The 19,200-nt window shown below is 59.1% G+C and carries 18 protein-coding genes; 4 read left to right on the forward strand and 14 right to left on the reverse strand.

Going from position 1 to position 19,200, the window contains the following annotated elements; all coding sequences use genetic code 11:
- Nucleotides 1–2: 2 nt before the first annotated feature.
- Nucleotides 3–962 carry a 23S rRNA pseudouridine(955/2504/2580) synthase RluC gene (gene rluC / locus OXR61_RS03390; RefSeq protein WP_021506411.1) on the reverse strand — a complete coding sequence of 320 codons (960 nt, stop codon included), beginning with the start codon at nt 960–962 and terminating at the stop codon, nt 3–5.
- A gap of 573 nt (nt 963–1,535) precedes the next feature.
- Between rluC and rne the strand changes: the two genes are divergently transcribed.
- A complete protein-coding gene (gene rne, locus OXR61_RS03395; RefSeq protein WP_031279276.1) occupies nt 1,536–4,823 on the forward strand; it encodes a ribonuclease E in 3,288 nt (1,095 codons plus the stop codon).
- 182 nt (nt 4,824–5,005) lie between these two features.
- Here rne and flgL read toward each other — a convergent pair whose 3' ends face one another.
- The 11 genes from flgL to flgB form a co-directional block, all read right to left on the reverse strand.
- Complete coding sequence (gene flgL / locus OXR61_RS03400; protein WP_267410790.1) at nt 5,006–5,971, reverse strand: flagellar hook-associated protein FlgL; 966 nt, start codon at nt 5,969–5,971, stop codon at nt 5,006–5,008.
- Nucleotides 5,972–5,988: 17 nt separating this feature from the next.
- A complete protein-coding gene (gene flgK / locus OXR61_RS03405) occupies nt 5,989–7,632 on the reverse strand; it encodes a flagellar hook-associated protein FlgK (RefSeq protein ID WP_021506414.1) in 1,644 nt (547 codons plus the stop codon).
- 116 nt (nt 7,633–7,748) lie between these two features.
- The gene (flgJ, locus tag OXR61_RS03410; RefSeq protein ID WP_021506415.1) at nt 7,749–8,690 is read right to left on the reverse strand and encodes a flagellar assembly peptidoglycan hydrolase FlgJ; all 942 of its coding nucleotides are present in this window, start codon (nt 8,688–8,690) and stop codon (nt 7,749–7,751) included.
- Nucleotides 8,690–9,739, reverse strand: a complete 1,050-nt coding sequence (locus OXR61_RS03415) for a flagellar basal body P-ring protein FlgI (protein WP_230201060.1) — start codon at nt 9,737–9,739, stop codon at nt 8,690–8,692. Before OXR61_RS03415 ends, flgJ begins: the two co-directional genes overlap by 1 nt.
- A gap of 69 nt (nt 9,740–9,808) precedes the next feature.
- Nucleotides 9,809–10,519, reverse strand: a complete 711-nt coding sequence (locus OXR61_RS03420; protein WP_021506417.1) for a flagellar basal body L-ring protein FlgH — start codon at nt 10,517–10,519, stop codon at nt 9,809–9,811.
- 62 nt (nt 10,520–10,581) lie between these two features.
- Nucleotides 10,582–11,364 carry a flagellar basal-body rod protein FlgG gene (flgG, locus tag OXR61_RS03425; protein WP_021506418.1) on the reverse strand — a complete coding sequence of 261 codons (783 nt, stop codon included), beginning with the start codon at nt 11,362–11,364 and terminating at the stop codon, nt 10,582–10,584.
- Nucleotides 11,365–11,381: 17 nt separating this feature from the next.
- Nucleotides 11,382–12,140, reverse strand: coding sequence for a flagellar basal body rod protein FlgF (locus tag OXR61_RS03430; protein WP_021506419.1), 759 nt, complete (start codon nt 12,138–12,140; stop codon nt 11,382–11,384).
- A 20-nt stretch (nt 12,141–12,160) separates the two neighbouring features.
- Nucleotides 12,161–13,363: a flagellar hook protein FlgE gene (gene flgE, locus OXR61_RS03435; protein ID WP_021506420.1), complete on the reverse strand. Its 1,203-nt coding sequence runs from the start codon at nt 13,361–13,363 to the stop codon at nt 12,161–12,163.
- A 25-nt stretch (nt 13,364–13,388) separates the two neighbouring features.
- Complete coding sequence (flgD, locus tag OXR61_RS03440; protein ID WP_021506421.1) at nt 13,389–14,063, reverse strand: flagellar hook assembly protein FlgD; 675 nt, start codon at nt 14,061–14,063, stop codon at nt 13,389–13,391.
- 12 nt (nt 14,064–14,075) lie between these two features.
- The gene (gene flgC, locus OXR61_RS03445) at nt 14,076–14,480 is read right to left on the reverse strand and encodes a flagellar basal body rod protein FlgC (RefSeq protein ID WP_021506422.1); all 405 of its coding nucleotides are present in this window, start codon (nt 14,478–14,480) and stop codon (nt 14,076–14,078) included.
- 2 nt (nt 14,481–14,482) lie between these two features.
- Nucleotides 14,483–14,896: a flagellar basal body rod protein FlgB gene (flgB, locus tag OXR61_RS03450; protein ID WP_021506423.1), complete on the reverse strand. Its 414-nt coding sequence runs from the start codon at nt 14,894–14,896 to the stop codon at nt 14,483–14,485.
- 154 nt (nt 14,897–15,050) lie between these two features.
- On the opposite strand from flgB, the gene flgA reads away from it, so the two are divergent.
- From flgA to flgN, 3 genes are all read left to right on the forward strand, one after another.
- The gene (flgA, locus tag OXR61_RS03455) at nt 15,051–15,710 is read left to right on the forward strand and encodes a flagellar basal body P-ring formation chaperone FlgA (RefSeq protein WP_021506424.1); all 660 of its coding nucleotides are present in this window, start codon (nt 15,051–15,053) and stop codon (nt 15,708–15,710) included.
- A 106-nt stretch (nt 15,711–15,816) separates the two neighbouring features.
- A complete protein-coding gene (gene flgM, locus OXR61_RS03460) occupies nt 15,817–16,119 on the forward strand; it encodes a flagellar biosynthesis anti-sigma factor FlgM (protein WP_021506425.1) in 303 nt (100 codons plus the stop codon).
- Nucleotides 16,120–16,124: 5 nt separating this feature from the next.
- Complete coding sequence (gene flgN / locus OXR61_RS03465; RefSeq protein WP_021506426.1) at nt 16,125–16,556, forward strand: flagellar export chaperone FlgN; 432 nt, start codon at nt 16,125–16,127, stop codon at nt 16,554–16,556.
- 63 nt (nt 16,557–16,619) lie between these two features.
- Here flgN and murJ read toward each other — a convergent pair whose 3' ends face one another.
- Together murJ and OXR61_RS03475 are read right to left on the reverse strand one after the other, a co-directional pair.
- On the reverse strand, nt 16,620–18,158 hold the full coding sequence (gene murJ, locus OXR61_RS03470) for a murein biosynthesis integral membrane protein MurJ (protein WP_021506427.1): 1,539 nt from the start codon (nt 18,156–18,158) through the stop codon (nt 16,620–16,622).
- A 121-nt stretch (nt 18,159–18,279) separates the two neighbouring features.
- Nucleotides 18,280–19,200 (reverse strand): Gfo/Idh/MocA family oxidoreductase, encoded by a 921-nt coding sequence (locus OXR61_RS03475; RefSeq protein WP_021506428.1) that lies wholly within the window; start codon nt 19,198–19,200, stop codon nt 18,280–18,282.

Consider the following 19,200-nt stretch of genomic DNA (forward strand, 5'->3'; position numbering starts at 1 on the left):
TGTCAGGCTTTTTTCTGCTGGCGCAGCTGGGACAGGCAGTGCTTCAGTGCCTTATCCAGCGGCGCTTCCATACGCAGGCTTTCGCCGGTGTTGGGATGGGTAAACGTCAGTGCGGCAGCATGCAGGAACAGCCGCGCCAGACCGGTTGGTGCCAGCTGGCGATCGAATTCGCGATCGCCATAGCGATCGTCAAAGGCAATCGGGTGCCCGCCATGCAGGGTATGCACGCGAATCTGATGCGTACGTCCGGTCACCGGACTGGCTTTAACTAATGTCGCCAGGCCAAAACGTTCTTCAACTTTGAAGCGCGTTTCTGACGGCTTGCCCTCGGCGCTGACCCGCACCACGCGCTCGCCGCTTTGCAGAATGTTTTTCAGCAGCGGCGCCTGCACCACTTTCAGGTGCGATGGCCAGTCGCCGCGCACCAGCGCCAGATAATCCTTCTGCATGCCCTTCTCACGCAGCTGCTCGTGCAGTGAACGCAGCGCCGAGCGCTTCTTCGCCACCAGCAAAATGCCGGACGTGTCACGATCGAGACGGTGCACCAGTTCCAGGAAACGCGCCTCCGGGCGCAGCGCGCGCAGCCCTTCAATCACGCCGAAGCTCAGCCCGCTGCCGCCGTGCACCGCGGTGCCGGACGGTTTGTTCAGCACCAGCAGATAATCGTCTTCATACAGAATGCACGACTCCAGCGCCGCCACTTTATCCAGTTTGGGCGACACTGCCTGCTCTTCACGCTCGGCCACGCGCACCGGCGGCACGCGCACTTCGTCGCCGTCTTCCAGCTTATATTCAGGTTTTACGCGCTTCTTATTCACCCGCACCTCGCCTTTACGCAGAATGCGGTAAATCATGCTTTTCGGCACTCCTTTCAGCTGGGTGCGCAAAAAGTTATCAATGCGTTGACCGGCATTTTCAGCCGTGATGGCGACAAACTGTACGCCGGGATTCTCTGTTTTCATGGCGGCGATTCTAAATAGTGTCCCCGGATAGCGCCACCCCTTTTTCTGTGCTTAACTCTGACTTTATCGCCGCGTTACGCGGCCAGAATGCTGGCTTTTTCAACGATGCGATGATTACTCCTGCAAATGAACAGGTTAAGGATGAACAAACTTCACAGCTCGGTAAAAGTCGCCTTGCTATAAGTTGCTAAGCAATGGAATAATGCAGAGGTTTCTGTCCTGGAAAGAGTCAGGCAGGAAAAAGAGCGAAATTAAGGTATTTTGCCGGATGAAACGGACACGCAGCAATGGCGTAAGACGTGATGTTTAATCAGGCACTTAGCGGGCTGCGGGTTGCGGCCTGGACGACAGACTGGGATGTGTGGATTTTTGAATACTCTGTAGCACTTCCACCTTCAGGCGCTGGTTTTCCTTATGAAAAACAGGCCACCGACAAGATTTGCGCCCCTTTAGCCGCCGACAACCGTGAGGTTGACGTCAGTGCATGCAGACACGGGGCCATCGGTTGATTCTCGTCCAGGGTAACGATGCCCGCAGCTTTATCACTCATGTGAGAATAACGAGTAAGTCACGATGAAAAGAATGTTAATCAACGCAACTCAGCAGGAGGAGTTGCGCGTTGCCCTTGTTGACGGACAACGTCTGTACGATCTGGATATCGAAAGCCCCGGACACGAGCAGAAAAAAGCCAACATCTACAAAGGTAAAATCACCCGTATTGAACCCAGCCTCGAAGCTGCGTTTGTTGATTACGGTGCCGAGCGTCACGGTTTCCTCCCTCTGAAAGAAATTTCCCGCGAATACTTCCCTGCTAATTACAACGCGCATGGCCGTCCGAACATCAAAGATGTGCTGCGTGAAGGCCAGGAAGTGATCGTACAAATCGATAAAGAGGAGCGCGGTAATAAAGGGGCAGCACTGACCACCTTTATTTCGCTGGCCGGTAGCTATCTGGTGCTGATGCCCAACAACCCGCGCGCCGGCGGCATTTCCCGCCGTATCGAAGGTGACGACCGTACCGAGCTGAAAGAGGCGCTGTCAGCGCTGGAGCTGCCGGACGGCATGGGCCTGATCGTGCGTACCGCTGGCGTTGGCAAATCTGCCGAATCGCTGCAGTGGGACCTCAGCTTCCGTCTGAAGCACTGGGAAGCCATCAAAAAAGCCGCAGACAGCCGCCCGGCACCGTTCCTGATTCATCAGGAAAGTAACGTGATTGTGCGCGCCTTCCGCGACTACCTGCGTCAGGATATCGGTGAAATCCTTATCGATAACCCGAAAGTGCTGGAGCTGGCGCGTCAGCACATCGCCGCGCTCGGTCGTCCGGACTTCAGCAGCAAAATCAAACTGTACACCGGTGAAATTCCGCTGTTCAGCCACTACCAGATCGAATCGCAGATTGAATCGGCGTTCCAGCGCGAAGTGCGTCTGCCGTCCGGCGGTTCTATCGTTATCGACAGCACCGAAGCGCTGACTGCCATCGATATCAACTCCGCCCGCGCGACACGCGGTGGCGATATCGAAGAGACCGCCTTCAACACCAACCTGGAAGCCGCCGACGAGATTGCCCGTCAGCTGCGTCTGCGCGACCTCGGTGGTCTGATTGTTATCGACTTCATCGATATGACGCCTGTGCGCCATCAGCGCGCCGTGGAAAACCGTCTGCGTGAAGCGGTACGTCAGGACCGGGCGCGTATCCAGATCAGCCACATTTCACGATTTGGTCTGCTGGAGATGTCGCGTCAGCGCCTCAGCCCGTCACTGGGTGAGTCCAGCCATCACGTCTGCCCGCGCTGTAGCGGTACCGGCACCATTCGTGATAACGAATCGCTGTCGCTGTCGATCCTGCGTCTGATTGAAGAAGAAGCGCTGAAAGACAACACCAAAGAAGTGCACGCCATTGTGCCGGTTCAGGTGGCCTCTTACCTGCTGAACGAAAAACGTGAAGCGGTCAGTGCGATTGAGAAACGTCAGGGCGGCGTGCGTGCCATCATCGTGCCAAACGATCAGATGGAAACGCCGCACTACTCGGTGCTGCGCGTGCGCAAAGGTGAAGAGACGCAAACCCTCTCCTATCACCTGCCGAAACTGCATGAAGCTGAGATGGCGCTGCCTTCGGAAGAAGAGCACGCTGAGCGTCGTCGTCCGGAGCAGCCTGCACTGGCCGCCTTCGTGATGCCGGATGCACCACCGGCTCCGGTTGAAGTGAGCGAAGAGAGCCAGCCGGCAGCGGTTGACGTCAAAGCCAAACCGGCGGTCGCAGCACCCGCGACGGTCAGCACCGGTTTTGTTGCGCGCCTGCTGGGTGGCCTGAAAAAACTGTTTGCCGGTGATGCGCCCGCCGCAGCCCCTGCTGAAGAGAAGACCGAAGCGAAAACGGCTGACGGTGAGAATACGCAGCAGCGTGGTGAGCGTCGTAACAATCGCCGCAACAACAATCGCCGCGAGCGCACGCCGCGCAACGGTGAGCATGCGCAGAGCCGTGAAGGCCGTGAGCCACGTGAAGCGCGCGAGCCGCGTGAACCCCGTGAGCCTCGAGAAGCCCGCGAGCCACGCGATCAGGATAACCGCCGTAACAAGCGTCAGAATGACGCGCGCGGTGAGCGTCCGGCGCTGACTGAAGAGCAACTGCAGCAGCGTGATGAGCAGCAGCAACAGCGTCGCGAACAGCGTGCTGAGCGCCAGCGTCGTCGTCAGGAAGAGAAGCGTGCGCAGCAGGAACCACAAGTTGCTGAGCAGGTGCCTGTTGTAGATAGCGTTGATGACAGCGTTGCGCAGGAAGACGAACGCGTTCAGGTTATGCCGCGTCGCAAACAACGCCAGCTCAGTCAGCGCGTGCGCGTAGGTGACAACGCTGACGCGATGCCTGCTGAGCTGCCTGCCGCTGCCGTTACTGAAGCGGTGCAGGAAAACAGCCAGCGCGCCCAGCTGAAAGAGCAAGCCGAAACCGCTCAGGATGAGCAGGATGACAGCGAGAACCGTGACGGGGCCAACATGCCGCGCCGTTCACGTCGCTCACCGCGTCATCTGCGCGTCAGCGGTCAGCGTCGTCGTCGCTATCGTGACGAGCGTTACCCTACGCAGTCTGCGATGCCGCTGGAAACAGCAGCTGCCTCACCAGAGATGGCGTCAGGCAAAGTGTGGATCACCTATCCGGTCACGCAGACTCACGAGCACTTCACTTCTAACCAGGCGCTGAACGAAATGCCAGACTATGGCTATCAGGATGCCGCGCCGGCGGAAGAACTGCCTGTGGCTGTCGAAGCCGCTGCCGTGGCACAGCCCGAAACGCCAGCGCCAGAAGTGGTGCATCAGGCTGAACCGCAGGCGCACACTGAGGTGCCGGTGGTGAATACTGATGACCTGACGCCAGTGGCGGCACCGGTTGATCACCAGCCAGCAGTGATTTCCGCAGCCGATGAAGCAGTTGCACAGGAAACCGCAGCAGAAGCGCAACCGGCTGTTACGCCTGCCGAAGAGACGCCGCCAGTGGTTACCGAAGTGGTTACCGAAGCGGTTAGCGCAGCGGAACAGGCTCCGATCGAGGTGTCACCCGCGGTTGAAGCGCAGGTAGAAGAAGTGCTGTCCGCGCCGGTAGCGGCCGAAGCACCAGTCGCGCCGGTCACCGAACCGCACGCACCGGTTGCCGCCCGTGATACCGGGGTCAGCCATGCTGAGACCCGCTTTAAGCATCACGCTACGGCGCCGATGACCAAAGCACCGGCACCGGCATGGGAACCTGAGCCCGTGCGCCACAGTGACTGGGTCCGTCCGGCCTTCAACTTTGAAGGACGCGGTTCAGCCGGTGGTCACAGTGCCACGCATCAGGCTACCGCACCGGCTACCCGTCCGGAAAGCGCGTAAGTCTCTGCTGTAGAACATTACCGTATCCAAACCCCGGCTGGTCCGGGGTTTTTTATTGCCCGCATTCTCCCCTCCCACCTGACTGAACACTCTGAATAAAAGCCAAAAAAAAATCCCACGGCCCTCGCAGGCAGTGGGAAAAACTAAGCGTACCCGGTTTAAGTACGCTCAAACAGTCAGGTTTATTTATTCATCTGGAACAACGACATCTTCGACATATCGCTGAAGGTGGTGTACGACGCCTGCAGTAGCTGCTGCTGCATGGTGTAGGTAGAAATGGCTTCGGTGTAATCGACGTTAACCAGCGTGCTCATCTGATCTTTCAGCGTCACCTTGCGGTCGTCACCTTTTGCATCCAGCGTATCCAGTTCGTCCAGCTGGGTACCAATTTCAGAACGCACCGCCAGCACATTGTTCAGCGAGTTGCTGAAGCCACGGTTGGCCTTGTCCATCGCCGCGCTGAAGGTCTGTTTAGTGGCATCGTCAGCGTCATTCTGCGGCACTTTCAGCGCCGCAATGGCGTCATCCAGCATATCGAACAGGTTAGTCTGGCTGGCGCTGCCATCCGGCTCCGGCTTGGCGTTGCTGGTCAGCTGGTCAAAAATTGAATTACCGGTATGGCCCACCGTCATGGTGCGTTCGCTGTCGACTTTCTGGGTGATCGCGTCGCTGCCACCGCTATAGATGATTTTACCGCTGGCATCTTCGGTGAACGGCGGCTTGTCGGACTCATAGCCGGCAAACAGGTAGCGGCCGTTCCCGTCTTTGCTGTTGGCCAGGTTGAGCAGCTGCGAGCGAATGCCCTCCAGCTGGGTAGCATAAGACGCACGGTCATCGTCACTCAGCGAGCCGTTACCGGCGCTGATCAGCGTGGATTGCGCCGACTGAATCGCCGTCGTGACATCACTCAGCGTGCTCTCTTCCACCGACAGTCCCTGATTTGCGAACGAACGCGCCAGCGCAAACTGGCTGTCGCGCGCCTGCGTCTGCGACAGCACCACAGCGCGCGAAGCGGCGATCGGATCGTCAGACGGATTGGTCACGCGGCGACCGGTTGACAGTTGTTCACCCGCTTTCAGCCAGGAGGATTGCGCGTCAGTGACGCCGCGCACCTGCTGGTCGAAAATCATATTGGTACTGAGTCTCATCGGTCAGGCCTCCCGTATTAACCGCGAATGCTCATCAGAGCATCGAAAATGGTATTGGCGGTTTGCAGTACCTGCGCGTTCGCCATGTAAAATTGCTGATATTTGCTCAGGTTGGCGTACTCTTCGTCGAGGTTTACGCCAGAAACCGACTGCTGACGTTCGGTCAGCTGCGTCACCACGCCCTTCTGGGTGGTAGCGGCGGTTTCGAGGTTTTTGGTTTTGTTGCCGACGGTGCTCACCAGGCTGGCATAACCCTGCGCCAGCGTGGCGTTACCGTTAATCAGTTTGGCATCCTGCAGGTCCAGCAGCTTTTGCGCGTTACGGTTATCGCTGGCGCCACCCGCAGCCGAAGCTGCCGCGATCTGCGATTCACTGGTGATAGCCACTGACATGCCGCTAATCACATCCTGCACCGGTTTGACCAGGAAGCTGTCTTTGGCGTTAGCCGTTCCATTTACCGTTAATGACAGTCCGTCAAAGCTCATGGTGGTATTGCCGGCACCGTCGCTGCCCATGGTCGGCGTCACTTTCACGTTGTCCGAAAGACGCGTCACCGACCAGTTGCTGCCGTCATAGCTCACGCTGTAGTTAGAGGCTTTCATCGCCCCGGTATCGGTCCAGCTGGCACTGACGGTAGCGGCAGAGGTGTTTTTGCTGTTGGTCACCACTGTCGGGCTACCAATATTGAAGAAGTTGATGCCGGTGTTGCCTTTGCTGTCATAGCCCTGGCTGTGCACCTGGTTGAAGCTGGTGGTGAATGCCGCTGCCAGCTGCCCGAGCTGGTTCTGCGCGTTATCCAGATCCTGGGTACGGAACGCCAGCAGGCCCCCGAGCGAACCGGTGGTCAGCGTTTTTTCCGGGATCTCAACGTTACCGGCCTGCTTATCGACATAGCCCACGGTAATGCGCGACGCATCGCTGCTGGAAGGCATGGCGATCAGCGAGGTGGTTTTGCTGCCGTTGACCAGCGTGGTGTTACCCATCGAGACGATATAGTTACCGTCCTGCTGCGACACGTTAACACCGACCAGGCCATTCAGGTTATTGACCAGCTGATCGCGCTGATCGAGCAGGTCGTTAGGCGCAGAGCCGCCGCCGGTGGTCAGCTTGGCGATCTGCGTGTTGAGATCGGCAATCTGGCTGGAGTAAGTGTTGATCTGCTCGACGCTGGCTTTGATGTCCGTATTGACGCTGTTTTGCATGCTGGTCAGATACTGTGCGGTGGTCTGGAACTGGTTTACCAGTCCCTGCGCATAGCTCAGCATAGACTGGCGCGCAGAAGGATCGTCTGCGTTACTCACCACGTTCTGCACGTTAGTGAAAAAGCTCTGAATCGAGTCAGACAGGCTGGTGGTCGACGTCGACAGCAGATCATCAATATTCGAAATCTGGTTGTACTGTGAATTGACTGCGCTGTAGTTGGCGCTGTTACCGCGCAGCTGGGCGGTAATAAACTCATCGTATTCACGCTGCACGCCGGTCACGTTGACGCCGTTGCCATAATAGTTGCTGCCCTGCAGCGTGCTGTTGGCCTGCGACAGCAAAATCGTCTGGCGCGAATAACCGGCCACGGTGTAATTACTGATGTTGTTACTGGTGGTGCTTAATGCGGCCTGTGCGGCGCTCAGCCCGCTCATCGCGGAGTTAATTATGCTGGACATCTCGGTTCCTTTTTCCCGTTAACCGGGCTGGCAGTCATCAGTGCGATTGCGCGGGCCACAACGCCCGCGGCATGTGAAGGTTATCGGCGTGCTTAAGCGAAACTTGAGCAGAAAAATCAGAACAGGTCGGTGAAATCCTGGCTGTAAGCCTTAACCACTTTTTCGCCCATGTTTTTGAATTGCTGGATCATTCCTACCAGTTTCTGCGCATATTTCGGGTCAGTCGCGTAGCCGGCCGCCTGCAGCGCGCGCGCACCCTGCTCGGCGCTCGGTGCGTTCGCCACCGCCGCATAACGTGGATTACTGGAAATCAACCGGACGTAGTCGCTGAGCGCTTCGAAATAGGAGCCATAAACGCGGAAGGTGGCGCGCACTTTCTTCGCTTCACCGCCCTCGTATTCCGTGGTCATGATGTCGGTGGTTTCGCCCTTCCAGTCGCCGCTGGCTTTGATCCCGAACACGTTGTAGCTCGGCTTGCCGTCGCGCGTCAGGATCTGCCGCTGGCCCCAGCCGGACTCCAGTGCCGCCTGCGCCAGAATCAGATGGTGAGGAATGCCGCTCTGCTGGCTGGCCACTTTCGCCGGCTGCGCCAGCTGGGCGATAAACTCATTGCTGTCACCCGGCAGGCTGGCCGGCGAGACCGGCAGACGCGGCACCGCTTTGCGCACCATCTGCTCCAGCTGCGTGGGCGCCATACTGCTATAGATGAAGCTGTTATCCAGTTTCATCGGCACGGTACCGGCGCTTTCGTCCGGTGCCTGCGCTGGCTGCATCTGTTTGACAATGGTGTCGGCCAGACCCAGCCCGCGCTTGCCGATTTCCTGCGCAATCTGCTGATCGTACAGCGAGGTGTAAAGCCGCGTCTGATCGTTGCTCAGCATGCCATCCTGCGGCAGCGCTTCACGCATGCTCTTCAGCATCATCTGCACGAACATCCCTTCGACCTGCTTCGCCACCTGCAGCGCTTTGCCTTTCGGATCCACGGCAGCCTGGCGTTTCAGTTCGTTCAGCGAGCGGCTGTCATACGCCGCGTTCATCAGCGATTGCGTATCGGTCATCAGATAATTTCCAGCTTCGCGCGCAGGCAGCCCGCGCTCTCCATCGATTGCAGAATCGACATCAGCTCAATCGGTGTCGCACCCAGCGCATTCAGCGCCCGCACTACGTTGTTCAGGTTGGCACTGGCGTTAACCCGCTGCAGCGCGCCACCGCTCTGACGCAGATCGATCTGCGTTTGCGTGGTGGCAACCGTCTGACCACCGGCAAACGGCGTATCCGGCTGGCTGACGTTCTGCTGCTGATTAACCGTGACCGACAGGTTGCCCTGCGCCACCGCACAGGTGTTGAGCGTCACTTCGCGATTCATCACCACTGAACCGGTGCGCGAGTTAATGATCACTTTGGCGTCTTCCAGCGGTACCGACACGTCGATGTTCTGGATCTCCGCCAGCAGACGTACCTGCGAGCTGTTGTTTGGCGACACGCGAATTTGCACGGTACGGGCGTCCAGCGGCAGCGCTGACCCTACGCCACGGCTGTTGATGGCATCGGCGATGCGCTGCGCCATAGTGAAATCTTCGTTGTTAAGCTGCAGGTTGATGGTGTTCTGGCTGCCGAAGTTGCTCTGCAGCTCGCGCTCCACGGTGGCGCCACCGGTAATGCGGCCGCCGTTGAGCTGGTTAACCTGTACGCTGCTGCCACCGGCCGAGGCGCCCGCCCCGCCGACCAGGATGTTACCCTGCGCCAGCGCGTAAACCTGGTTATCGACGCCCTTCAGCGGCGTCATCAGCAGCGTACCGCCGCGCAAGCTTTTGGCGTTACCCAGTGAGGACACCACCACATCAACCGTCTGTCCCTGACGGGCAAACGACGGCAGTTTGGCGGTGACCATCACCGCCGCCACGTTTTTCAGCTGCATGTTGGTGCCAGCAGGCACGGTGATGCCCAGCTGCGACAGCATGTTACTCACCGTTTGCGTGGTGAACGGCGTCTGGGTGGTCTGGTCACCGGTGCCATCAAGGCCAACCACCAGACCGTAACCAATCAGCTGGTTATCGCGTACGCCCTGCACGCTGGTGAGATCGCGGATGCGATCGGCCTGCGCCATCAGGCTGCTGATGCCGAGCAACAGGCCCAGGCCCAAACGCAGCAGTGTAGTGTTTTTCATCATGACCTCTTACATCGGCGAGACGTTCAGGAAGAAGCGCTGGAACCAGCCCATGGTCTGCGCCTCATTGATATAACCGTTACCGACGTACTCAATACGTGCATCGGCGACCTGCGTTGACAGCACCGCGTTGCTGGCGCTGATGGTGCGCGGGTTCACTACGCCAGAGAAGCGAATGAATTCGGTGCCCTGGTTGATTTCAATCTGTTTCTCGCCGACCACGCGCAGGTTGCCGTTCGACAGCACCTGGTTAACGGTGACGGTGATGGTGCCGGTAAAGGTGTTGTTGGCGGTCGCGCCACCTTTGCCAGCGAAATCGTTTTTGCCGTTGGCGTCGAGCGCGGCTTTTTCGCCGCCGGCACCCACCAGTCCGGCCAGGCCGGTTGGGATGGCGCTCAGGCCAAAACTGTTGCTGCCGTCGCGGCTGGCATTGGCTGAAGAGCTTTTGCTGGCGCTGACGTTTTCCTGCAGCGTAATGGTCAGGGTGTCACCAATGTTACGTGGACGACGATCCTCAAACAGCGGCTGATAGCCGTAGTTGAGCGGCGCCACGCCCTGAAAAATGGAACCGTTCACCACCGGCGGTGCGGATGGCGTCGGCTCAGCCGTCGTCGCACCCTGTACCAGTGGCGTGCGCGGCACCAGCGCACAACCGTTAAGGGTCAGTAGCAGCGTGGCTACTAACCAATGCCCAGGCTTGAGAATCACTTGCTTCGCCACGGAGTTCTGACCTTTTTCATGTTCTTAATCGGGCCAGACGCGCTGGCCCAACGATCCCGGCATTACAGCTGGGTTAACTTCTGCAGCATCTGATCGGAGGTGCTGATCGCTTTGCTGTTGATCTCATAAGCGCGCTGCGTCTGGATCATGGTCACCAGCTCTTCCGCCACGTTGACGTTGGAGGTTTCCACGTAACCCTGATACAGCAGACCGGCCCCGTTCTGGCCCGGCGTGCTTTCGGTCGGCGCACCGGAGGCCTGGGTTTCCTGATAGAGGTTTTCCCCGACGCTATCCAGTCCGGCATCGTTCATGAAGGTGCTGAGTGTCAGCTGGCCAACCTGCGCCGGCTGCGTCTGCCCCTGCTGTGTCACCGTCACCACGCCGTCACGCGCAATGGTGATGCTGGTGGCATTCGCCGGAATAGTAATGCCTGGCTGCACCGGGAAACCGGCGTTGGTCACCAGCTGGCCGTTCTGGTCCACCTGGAAAGAGCCGTCGCGGGTATACGCCGACGTACCGTCCGGCATCTGCACCTGAAAATAGCCCTGACCGTTGATCGCCACATCTTTTGAGTTGCTGGTCTGCGACAGGTTGCCCTGATTGTGCAGACGTTCGGTGGTCACCGGACGCACACCGGTACCGATCTGCAGGCCCGACGGCAGCGTGGTCTGTTCTGACGACTGCGCACCCGGCTGACGCAGGGTCTGGTACATCAGGTCTTCGAACACCGCGCGTGAACGCTTAAAGCCGTTGGTGCTGACGTTCGCCAGGTTGTTGGCGATGACGTCCATGTTGGTCTGCTGTGCGTCAAGACCGGTTTTCGCGATCCATAAAGAACGAATCATTGTGTTTTCCTTAAGCCTTAGCTGCTCATATTGAGCAGCTGATTAGCCCGCTGTTCGTTTTCATCGACGTTGGAGATCACTTTCATCTGCATCTCGAAACGTCGGGCGTTGGCGATCATGTCGACCATGGTTTCCACGGGCTTCACGTTGCTGCCCTCCAGCACGCCCGGCATCACCTGCACGGTCGCGTCATTCGGCAGCGCCGCGCCGCGCTGTGCCTGAGTGGCGGCGTTGGGACGGAACATGCCGTCATCACCGCGCGTCAGTTCCTGGCCTGTGGCACGTACCAGCTTCAGCCGTCCGAGCTGCACCGTGGCGTTCGGCGCGTCACCGGCGTTAAGCGCGGTGATGGAGCCGTCGGCGGCAATGGTCAGTTGCGCGCCCTGCGGCACGGCAATCGGACCGCCATCGCCCATCACGGGATTGCCCTGAATGGTCAGCTGGCCGGTCGGGCTGATCTGCATGTTACCGTTGCGGGTATAAGCTTCGCTGCCGTCAGCGGTACGCACCGCCAGCCAGCCATCCTGCTGCACCGCCACATCGAGCGGACGCTCGGTATAATCGAGCGAGCCCTGCGACATATCGGCCCCCGGTGTGGAAGCGGCGACCAGCGTACGTGTTGGCAGCGACCAGCCGTTGACCGGCACCGCGCGCAGCGCATTGAGCTGAGCGCGAAAGCCCGGCGTCGAGGCGTTGGCGAGGTTGCTGGCGGTGACAGACTGTTGCTCCATCGTCTGACTGGCCGCGCCCATCGCGGTATATATTGCGTGATCCATAAAGCAATCCCGTTAGCGTATTAACGAAGGTTGACCAGGGTGTTAAGAATCTGGTCCTGCGTTTTGATGGTCTGGCTGTTGGCCTGATAGTTACGCTGGGCAACGATCATATTCACCAGCTCTTTACTCAGGTCGACGTTGGACGCTTCCAGCGCGCCGGAGGTCAGGTTGCCGTAGGTACCGGTGCCTGCCAGACCGACTGCCGCCTGGCCCGAGGAGTTGGTTGCCGACCAGACGTTATCGCCCTCGGACTTCAGCCCTTCCGGGTTAGAGAAACTCGCCAGCACAATCTGACCCAGCAGCTGGGTTTTCTGGTTGGAGTAAGTCCCGGTGATGGTGCCGTCATCGTTGATGGTGTAGCTGGTCAGATCGCCCGGTGCATAGCCATCCTGGGTTGGGTTACCGAAGTTGGTTTTGCCGGTGTTCTGCTGCAGGCTGCCGAGCACGCTGAGGCTGACCGCCTGGTTGGCCGCGGCACCGTTCGCCCCCTGAATGGTCAGCGCCACTGTGCTGGCCGAGGTCAGGTTACCGCTGGTATCGAATACCATGTTGAAGTTACCGGCAGCCTGACCGGTGGTGGAATCAATCGCGTGCACCGTCCAGTTGTTGTCGGCCGTTTTGACGTAGTACAGATCCAGCGCGTGGTCGTTACCCTGCGAGTCGTACACGGTCACGGTGCTTTTCGCGTTGTAAGTATCCACGTTGGTTGCCGTGAACGCACCGCCGGTTGGCACCGCATCGGTTGAGTTCAGGTTGGATACCATGGTGGCGGTAGTGGTGGCGCGCGCCGACATCTGGGTGGTCGGAATGCTCAGCGCGACCGGGTTGGCACCGGCCTGAATGGTTGGCGGAGTGCCGTTAGCCGGATAGCCGGTTACGGTCAGGCCCTGGGTGTTCACCAGGTTACGGTTTTCGTCCAGCGTGAACTGGCCGTTGCGCGAATAGAACACGCCGCCGCTGGCGTCGGTCAGACGGAAGAAACCGTTGCCGCTCAGCGCCACGTCCAGCCCACGGCTGGTGGAAGTGGTGGTGCCGTCGTTAAAGTTCTGAATCACCGCTGCGACTTTGGTACCCATACCAACGTTCGAACCGGCGAACATATCGGCAAACGCGATGGTGCTGGATTTAAAGCCGGCCGTCGCCGAGTTGGCGATGTTGTTACCAATAACGTCGAGGTTGCTGGAGGCAGCGCCCAGGCCGCTCACCGCTTGTGAAAATGACATGCTATTTCTCCTGCTAAGAGGTTAGTCAGAGAATCTGACGAATTTCATCGAGGGTCGCGGAGCCCATGGTGCCGAGATCCAGTTTTGCGGTGTTATTCACGGTGCTGACGCCGTTGACATAGGCGTAGTTCAGCGGCTGTGCCACCAGTTGGGTGCTGCCATTGCTGGCGGCGAGTGAAACCGTATATTTGCCGTCCGGTGCGGCGCTGCCATCGTCCATCTTGCCGTCCCACGAGAAGGTGTGAACGCCGGCGCTGAGACCGCCGAGATCGATAGAGCGCACTACGCTGCCGTTGCCATCTTTGATGGTGACGCTGGTGGCGGTCGACGCGGTGCCCAGCTCCACGCCAAACGGCGTGCTGGTGCCGCTGCCGACCAGCACCTGGCTGCCCTTCACCATCACGCCATGGCCGATCAGCGTTGAGCTCTGCAGCGACTGGCTGGTGCTGATCTGACCGGAGATCGATCCCAGCGTGGTATTGAGTTTTTCAATGCCGCTCAGGGTGTTGATCTGCGTCAGCTGGGTTGTCAGCTGACTGTTGTCCATCGGGTTAGTCGGGTCCTGATTTTTCAGCTGCGTCACCAGCATGTTCAGGAACTGGTTTTGCAGATCCTGCGCGCTGTTGCCGCTGCCGGTGCTGCTGCTGGAGCTGAGGACCGTGGGGTCGAGGTTGTCTTTAATCCCTACTGCAAGGCTCATAATGCGTCTCCGTTACTGACCCATGGTGAGGGTTTTCATCATCATTGACTTCACCGTGTTCAGCACTTCGACGTTGGCCTGATAGCTGCGCGACGCGGACATGGTGTTAACGGTTTCGGCGACCACGTCGACGTTAGGCATTTTGACGTAGCCTTTCTGGTCAGCCAGCGGATTACCCGGGTCATACACCAGTTTGGCGGGCGTCGGGTCGTTCACGACACCGGCTACTTTGACGCCGCCGGTGGCCGCGCCCTGAGCGGCATCGGTCTGGAAAATCACCTGCTTCGCCACGTACGGCTGGCCGTCCGGCCCGGTGACGCTGTCGGCGTTGGCCAGGTTACTGGCGCTGACGTTGAGCCGCTGTGACTGTGCGGTCATCGCAGAACCGGCGATATCAAAGATATTCAGCAATGCCATGATTATTGCCCCTGCAGAACGCTCATCATGCCTTTGATCTGGCTACTGATGAGGGTGAGATCGGTTTGGTATTTCAGGCTGTTATCCGCAAACTGCGTACGCTCGCGATCCATATCCACGGTGTTACCATCCGCGGCAGGCTGATCGGGAATGCGGTACAGCAGATCCAGTGCGGGCTGTGAGTTGGTCTGCGCTTCAATGTGACGTGATGACGTGACATTGAGCGCCAGGCTGCTGCCTTCGGCACGGCCGTTCTGCATCACCTTGCTCAGCTGGCTGGCAAAGTCGATATCCCGCGCCTGGTAGCCCGGGGTATCGGCGTTGGCAATGTTAGACGCCAGAATCTCCTGGCGCTGCGCCCGCAGGTTTAATGCTTCTGTACCAAATCGCAGCGCGGCATCGAGTTTGTCGAGCATGCTTCCTCCGCGAATGAGAATTTCGAGCTGACAGCTTAATGGGACAAAAGCAAGGGCTATCGTCTGAATAGCAGCAAAAATCGTGGCTATTTTTCACCTTGAATTTTTGGTGCGCGGAGTAGACTCAGTGCCATCTTTTCGACAGGAGGCGTTGATGCGTACAACTTCTTCCCTGCTGGCCCTGCTGTGGCTGGCCTTCGCGACGCCCGGCTATGCCGCCGATCTCAGCGCGCAGCTGACTCAGTTCTTTCAGGCGCGCGATCCGCAGCACGCCGCTGGTATGACCGTGGTGGTCCGCACGCCGCAGACGCAGTGGCCTGCCTGCGACACACCGCAGCTGCTGCTGCCGGGTAACAGCCGTCAGTGGGGCAATCTGAGCATCGCCGCCAGCTGCGGCCAGAATCGTCGCTATCTGCAGGTGCAGGTGCAGGTCACCGGTGAGTATCTGGTGGCCAATCGTCAGCTGGCGCGTGGCAGCAACGTCAGCGCCAGTGATTTCCGCCTGGAGAGTGGCCGGCTGGATACGCTGCCGGCGCGCGCGCTGCTCAGCAGCAGCAATCTGGCGGACGCCATTGCCCTGCGTGACATTGCGCCAGGCCAGCCGGTGACGGCCACCATGCTGCGCCAGCCGTGGCGGGTAAAAGCCGGTCAGAATGTGATGGTGATCGCCAGCGGTAACGGCTTTAATGCCAGCAGTGAAGGACGCGCCTTAAACAACGCCAGCGCGGCGCAGACGGTGCGCGTGCGCATGAGCAATGGCCAGGTGGTGAGCGGTCGCGTCAGCGAGGATGGGAATATTCTGATATCGCTATAAAGCGTTAAAGAACGCTGTTGTTCTGCCGATAGAGATATCAACAATGATATTACCCTATGCTGACTCAGTTGGCTGATCCCCAACTGACCCTAACAGGAGCCACACCATGAGTATCGACAGAACGCAGCCTTTAAAACCGGTGAGCACTGTACAGACCCGTGACACCAGCGACAACCAGGCGAAAGTGCGTCAGAACAGCGCGCCCGCCACCAGCACCAGCCAGAACGGTGCGGAAGTGACGCTGAGTCCCGCTCAGGCGCAGCTGATGCAGCCGGGCAGCAAAGATATTAACACAGCGCGCGTTGAGCAGCTGAAGACCGCCATTCGTAATGGTGAACTGAAAATGGATACCGGTAAGATCGCCGACGCGCTGATCGCCGATACCAGGGCGTTTTTAGAGGGTAAATAGTCCCGATGGATAATCTGCTGACCACGTTAGATAAAATGCAGGATGTGCTGAGTTCGCTTAACGTCGTGATGGATGAAGAGCAACAGCAGCTGTCTGCCGGACGGATTAATGGCAACCTGCTGCAGCGCATTACAGAAGATAAAAGCGCGCTGCTGACCACGTTGAATTATCTGGACGAGATGCGCCGCAAAACCGAGCTGTCGCTGGGTACCAAAGCGCCTTATCGTGGTCACAGTGATATCGCACGCCGCTGGCACAGTATTCAGCAACACACCCAGCGTCTGCGCGACGCCAATCAGCACAACGGCATGCTGTTGCAGCATCAGATGACCTTTACCGAACAGGCACTTTCGGTGCTGAAACCGCACCAGACCCAGTCCTTCTACGGCCCGGACGGTCGCGGTTTAGGCCAGGCCACGCTGAGCCGCAAAGGCTGAGCCAAAACGTTATCTCTGTCTGCTGAACAGGGTCGCCGCACTGGCGACCCTTTTTGTTGCCAGTCACACCGCCGTACGGCGGGCAAAATCACGCGGACGGAAGCCCAGTAACACGAGCATTACGAAGTACGCGCCGCCACCAATGGCGCACACCGCCGCCAGCCGCAGCAATCGCCACCACATTTGTCCCTCTTCCCACGCCGGCATCACCTGCAGAATGCCCAGCAGCGCAGCAGCCATCACCGCGACGGCGATCAGCAGACGCAGCAGAAAACCGTGCCAGCCCGGCTGCGGCTGAAAGATCTGCTGCTTGCGCAGCTGCCAGTAGAGCAGCGCCGCATTCAGGCAGGCTGCCAGACCAATCGACAGCGACAGACCGGCATGCTTCAGCGGACCAATAAACGCCAGGTTCATCAGCTGGGTCATGATCAAGGTCGCAATGGCAATCTTAACCGGCGTTTTGATGTCCTGACGCGAATAGAAGCCCGGCGCCAGCACTTTCACCACGATCAGCCCCATCAGCCCGACCGAATAGGCGATCAGTGCGCGCTGGGTCATCGCCGCATCAAAAGCGGTAAATTTACCGTACTGGAACAACGCCACGGTGAGCGGACCGGACAGGATGCCCAGCGCCACCGCGCTCGGCAGCGCCAGCAGGAAGCACAGACGCAGCCCCCAGTCCATCAGGCGCGAGTATTCGTCGTGATTACCGCTGGCAAAACTCTTCGCCAGCGACGGCAGCAGGATGGTGCCGAGCGCCACGCCCAGCACACCAGACGGAAACTCCATCAGGCGGTCGGCGTAGTACATCCACGACACCGAACCCGAGACCAGAAACGAGGCGAAGATCGTATTGATGATCAGGGAAATCTGGCTTACCGACACGCCGAGAATCGCCGGCCCCATCTGGCGCATCACCCGCCACACGCCGGCATCGCGCAGGTTCACGCGCGGCAGCACCAGCATGCCAATCTTTTTCAGGTGCGGCAGCTGATAAAACAGCTGCAGCAGCCCGCCCACGACCACTGCCCACGCCAGCGCCATCACCGGCGGATGGAAGTGCGGCGCGGCAAACAGCGCAAAGCCGATCATGCTGATATTCAGCAGCGTGGGCGCGAACGCCGGGACGGAGAAGCGGTTCCAGGTATTAAGAATCGCCCCGGCCAGCGACGCCAGCGAGATCAGCAGAATATAAGGAAAGGTGACGCGCAGCAGCGAACTGGTTAAGGCGAACTTGTCGGCGGTATCGGCAAAACCCGGCGCCGTTACCACGATTACCCAGGGCGCAGCGACCATGCCCAGCACCGTCACCACCGCCAGCACCAGCGTCAGCAGGCCTGATACATAGGCAACAAACACCCGCGTGGCGTCTTCGCCCTGCTTGCTTTTATATTCGGCAAGAATTGGCACGAAGGCCTGTGAAAAGGCGCCTTCGGCGAAAATACGGCGCAGCAGATTGGGCAGCTTGAACGCCACGAAAAAGGCATCGGTGGCCATGCCAGCCCCGAAAACGCGCGCCACAATGGCGTCGCGGGCAAAGCCCAGCACGCGGGAAAACAGGGTCATCGAACTGACCGCAGCCAGCGATTTCAGCAAATTCATAATGAGTGGCGCATCCTGAAAAGTGTCGGATAAATGAGCAACTTAGCGCGGACATCCTGCGATGTCCGGCGATAGTCTACTGCTGCGGTGGGAAATGACCAGCATTGAGTGTTACAAGGGATTATTCCTGTACGGCATCGCGCCACAGTTTTTCCACCAGACGCTGCGCCGCCAGCGCCTGTTCACCGCTGGTTTCAGGCATCGTCTGATTTTCCACGCACTGGATAAAATGGTGTGCCGCACCGCTGAAGCCACGCTGGGTCAGATGACTTTGCCACGCAGGCGGGACATCACTGCGCAGGCCGCTAAGCGTCTCTTCACGCCAGTCGCGCATCTCATTAATTTCTATGTAACGCCCGTCGCAGATGGCGCTGACCACTTCACGCTGCGTGCCCGCGCGGCGATGCATACTGGTGGTAATTTGCAGCGATCCGGCTGAGAAATGGTGCTCACCGTAGAGCATTGCGCCGTCATCATGGGTGTCGATATGGCCGAGCTCCAGCCTGAGCTTGCCGCCGGCCAGCCACAGCGCGGTATCGACCACGTGCAGATAGTCATCCAGCAGGGTAAAGCGCAGGTCGTGCGGGCCGATGCTGTCTGCCCGGTGTTTCTCAATGCGCAGCGAGGACGCGCCCGGCAGCTGCGCTTTCAGCTGCTGGTAGCGCGGTGCAAAGCGCCGGTTGAAGGCCACCATCAGTTTGCGTTTGCGCTTTTCCGCCAGCGCCACCAGCGTCTCCGCCTGCTGCAGCGTTTCGGCCAGCGGCTTATCGACACAAACATCTTTACCGGCCAGCAGCAGCGCCTGCACCACTTCAAAATGGCTGGCGGTGCTGCTGTGTACAAACACCGCATCGCTGGCCGCCGCCAGCGCATCCAGCTGACTAAAATAAGGAATACGGTAACTATCGCAGATCGGCTGCGCCCGCGCCTGGCTGGGCGAGAACGCGCCCATCAGCTGCCAGCCGCTGGCCTGCGCCAGCACCGGCAGCCAGGCTTTCTGCGCGATACCGCCAAGCCCGACCACACCAATACGCAGCGTCAT

It is taken from the genome of Pantoea sp. GM_Pan_4 (assembly GCF_026541005.1).
Lineage (GTDB): Bacteria > Pseudomonadota > Gammaproteobacteria > Enterobacterales > Enterobacteriaceae > Pantoea > Pantoea dispersa.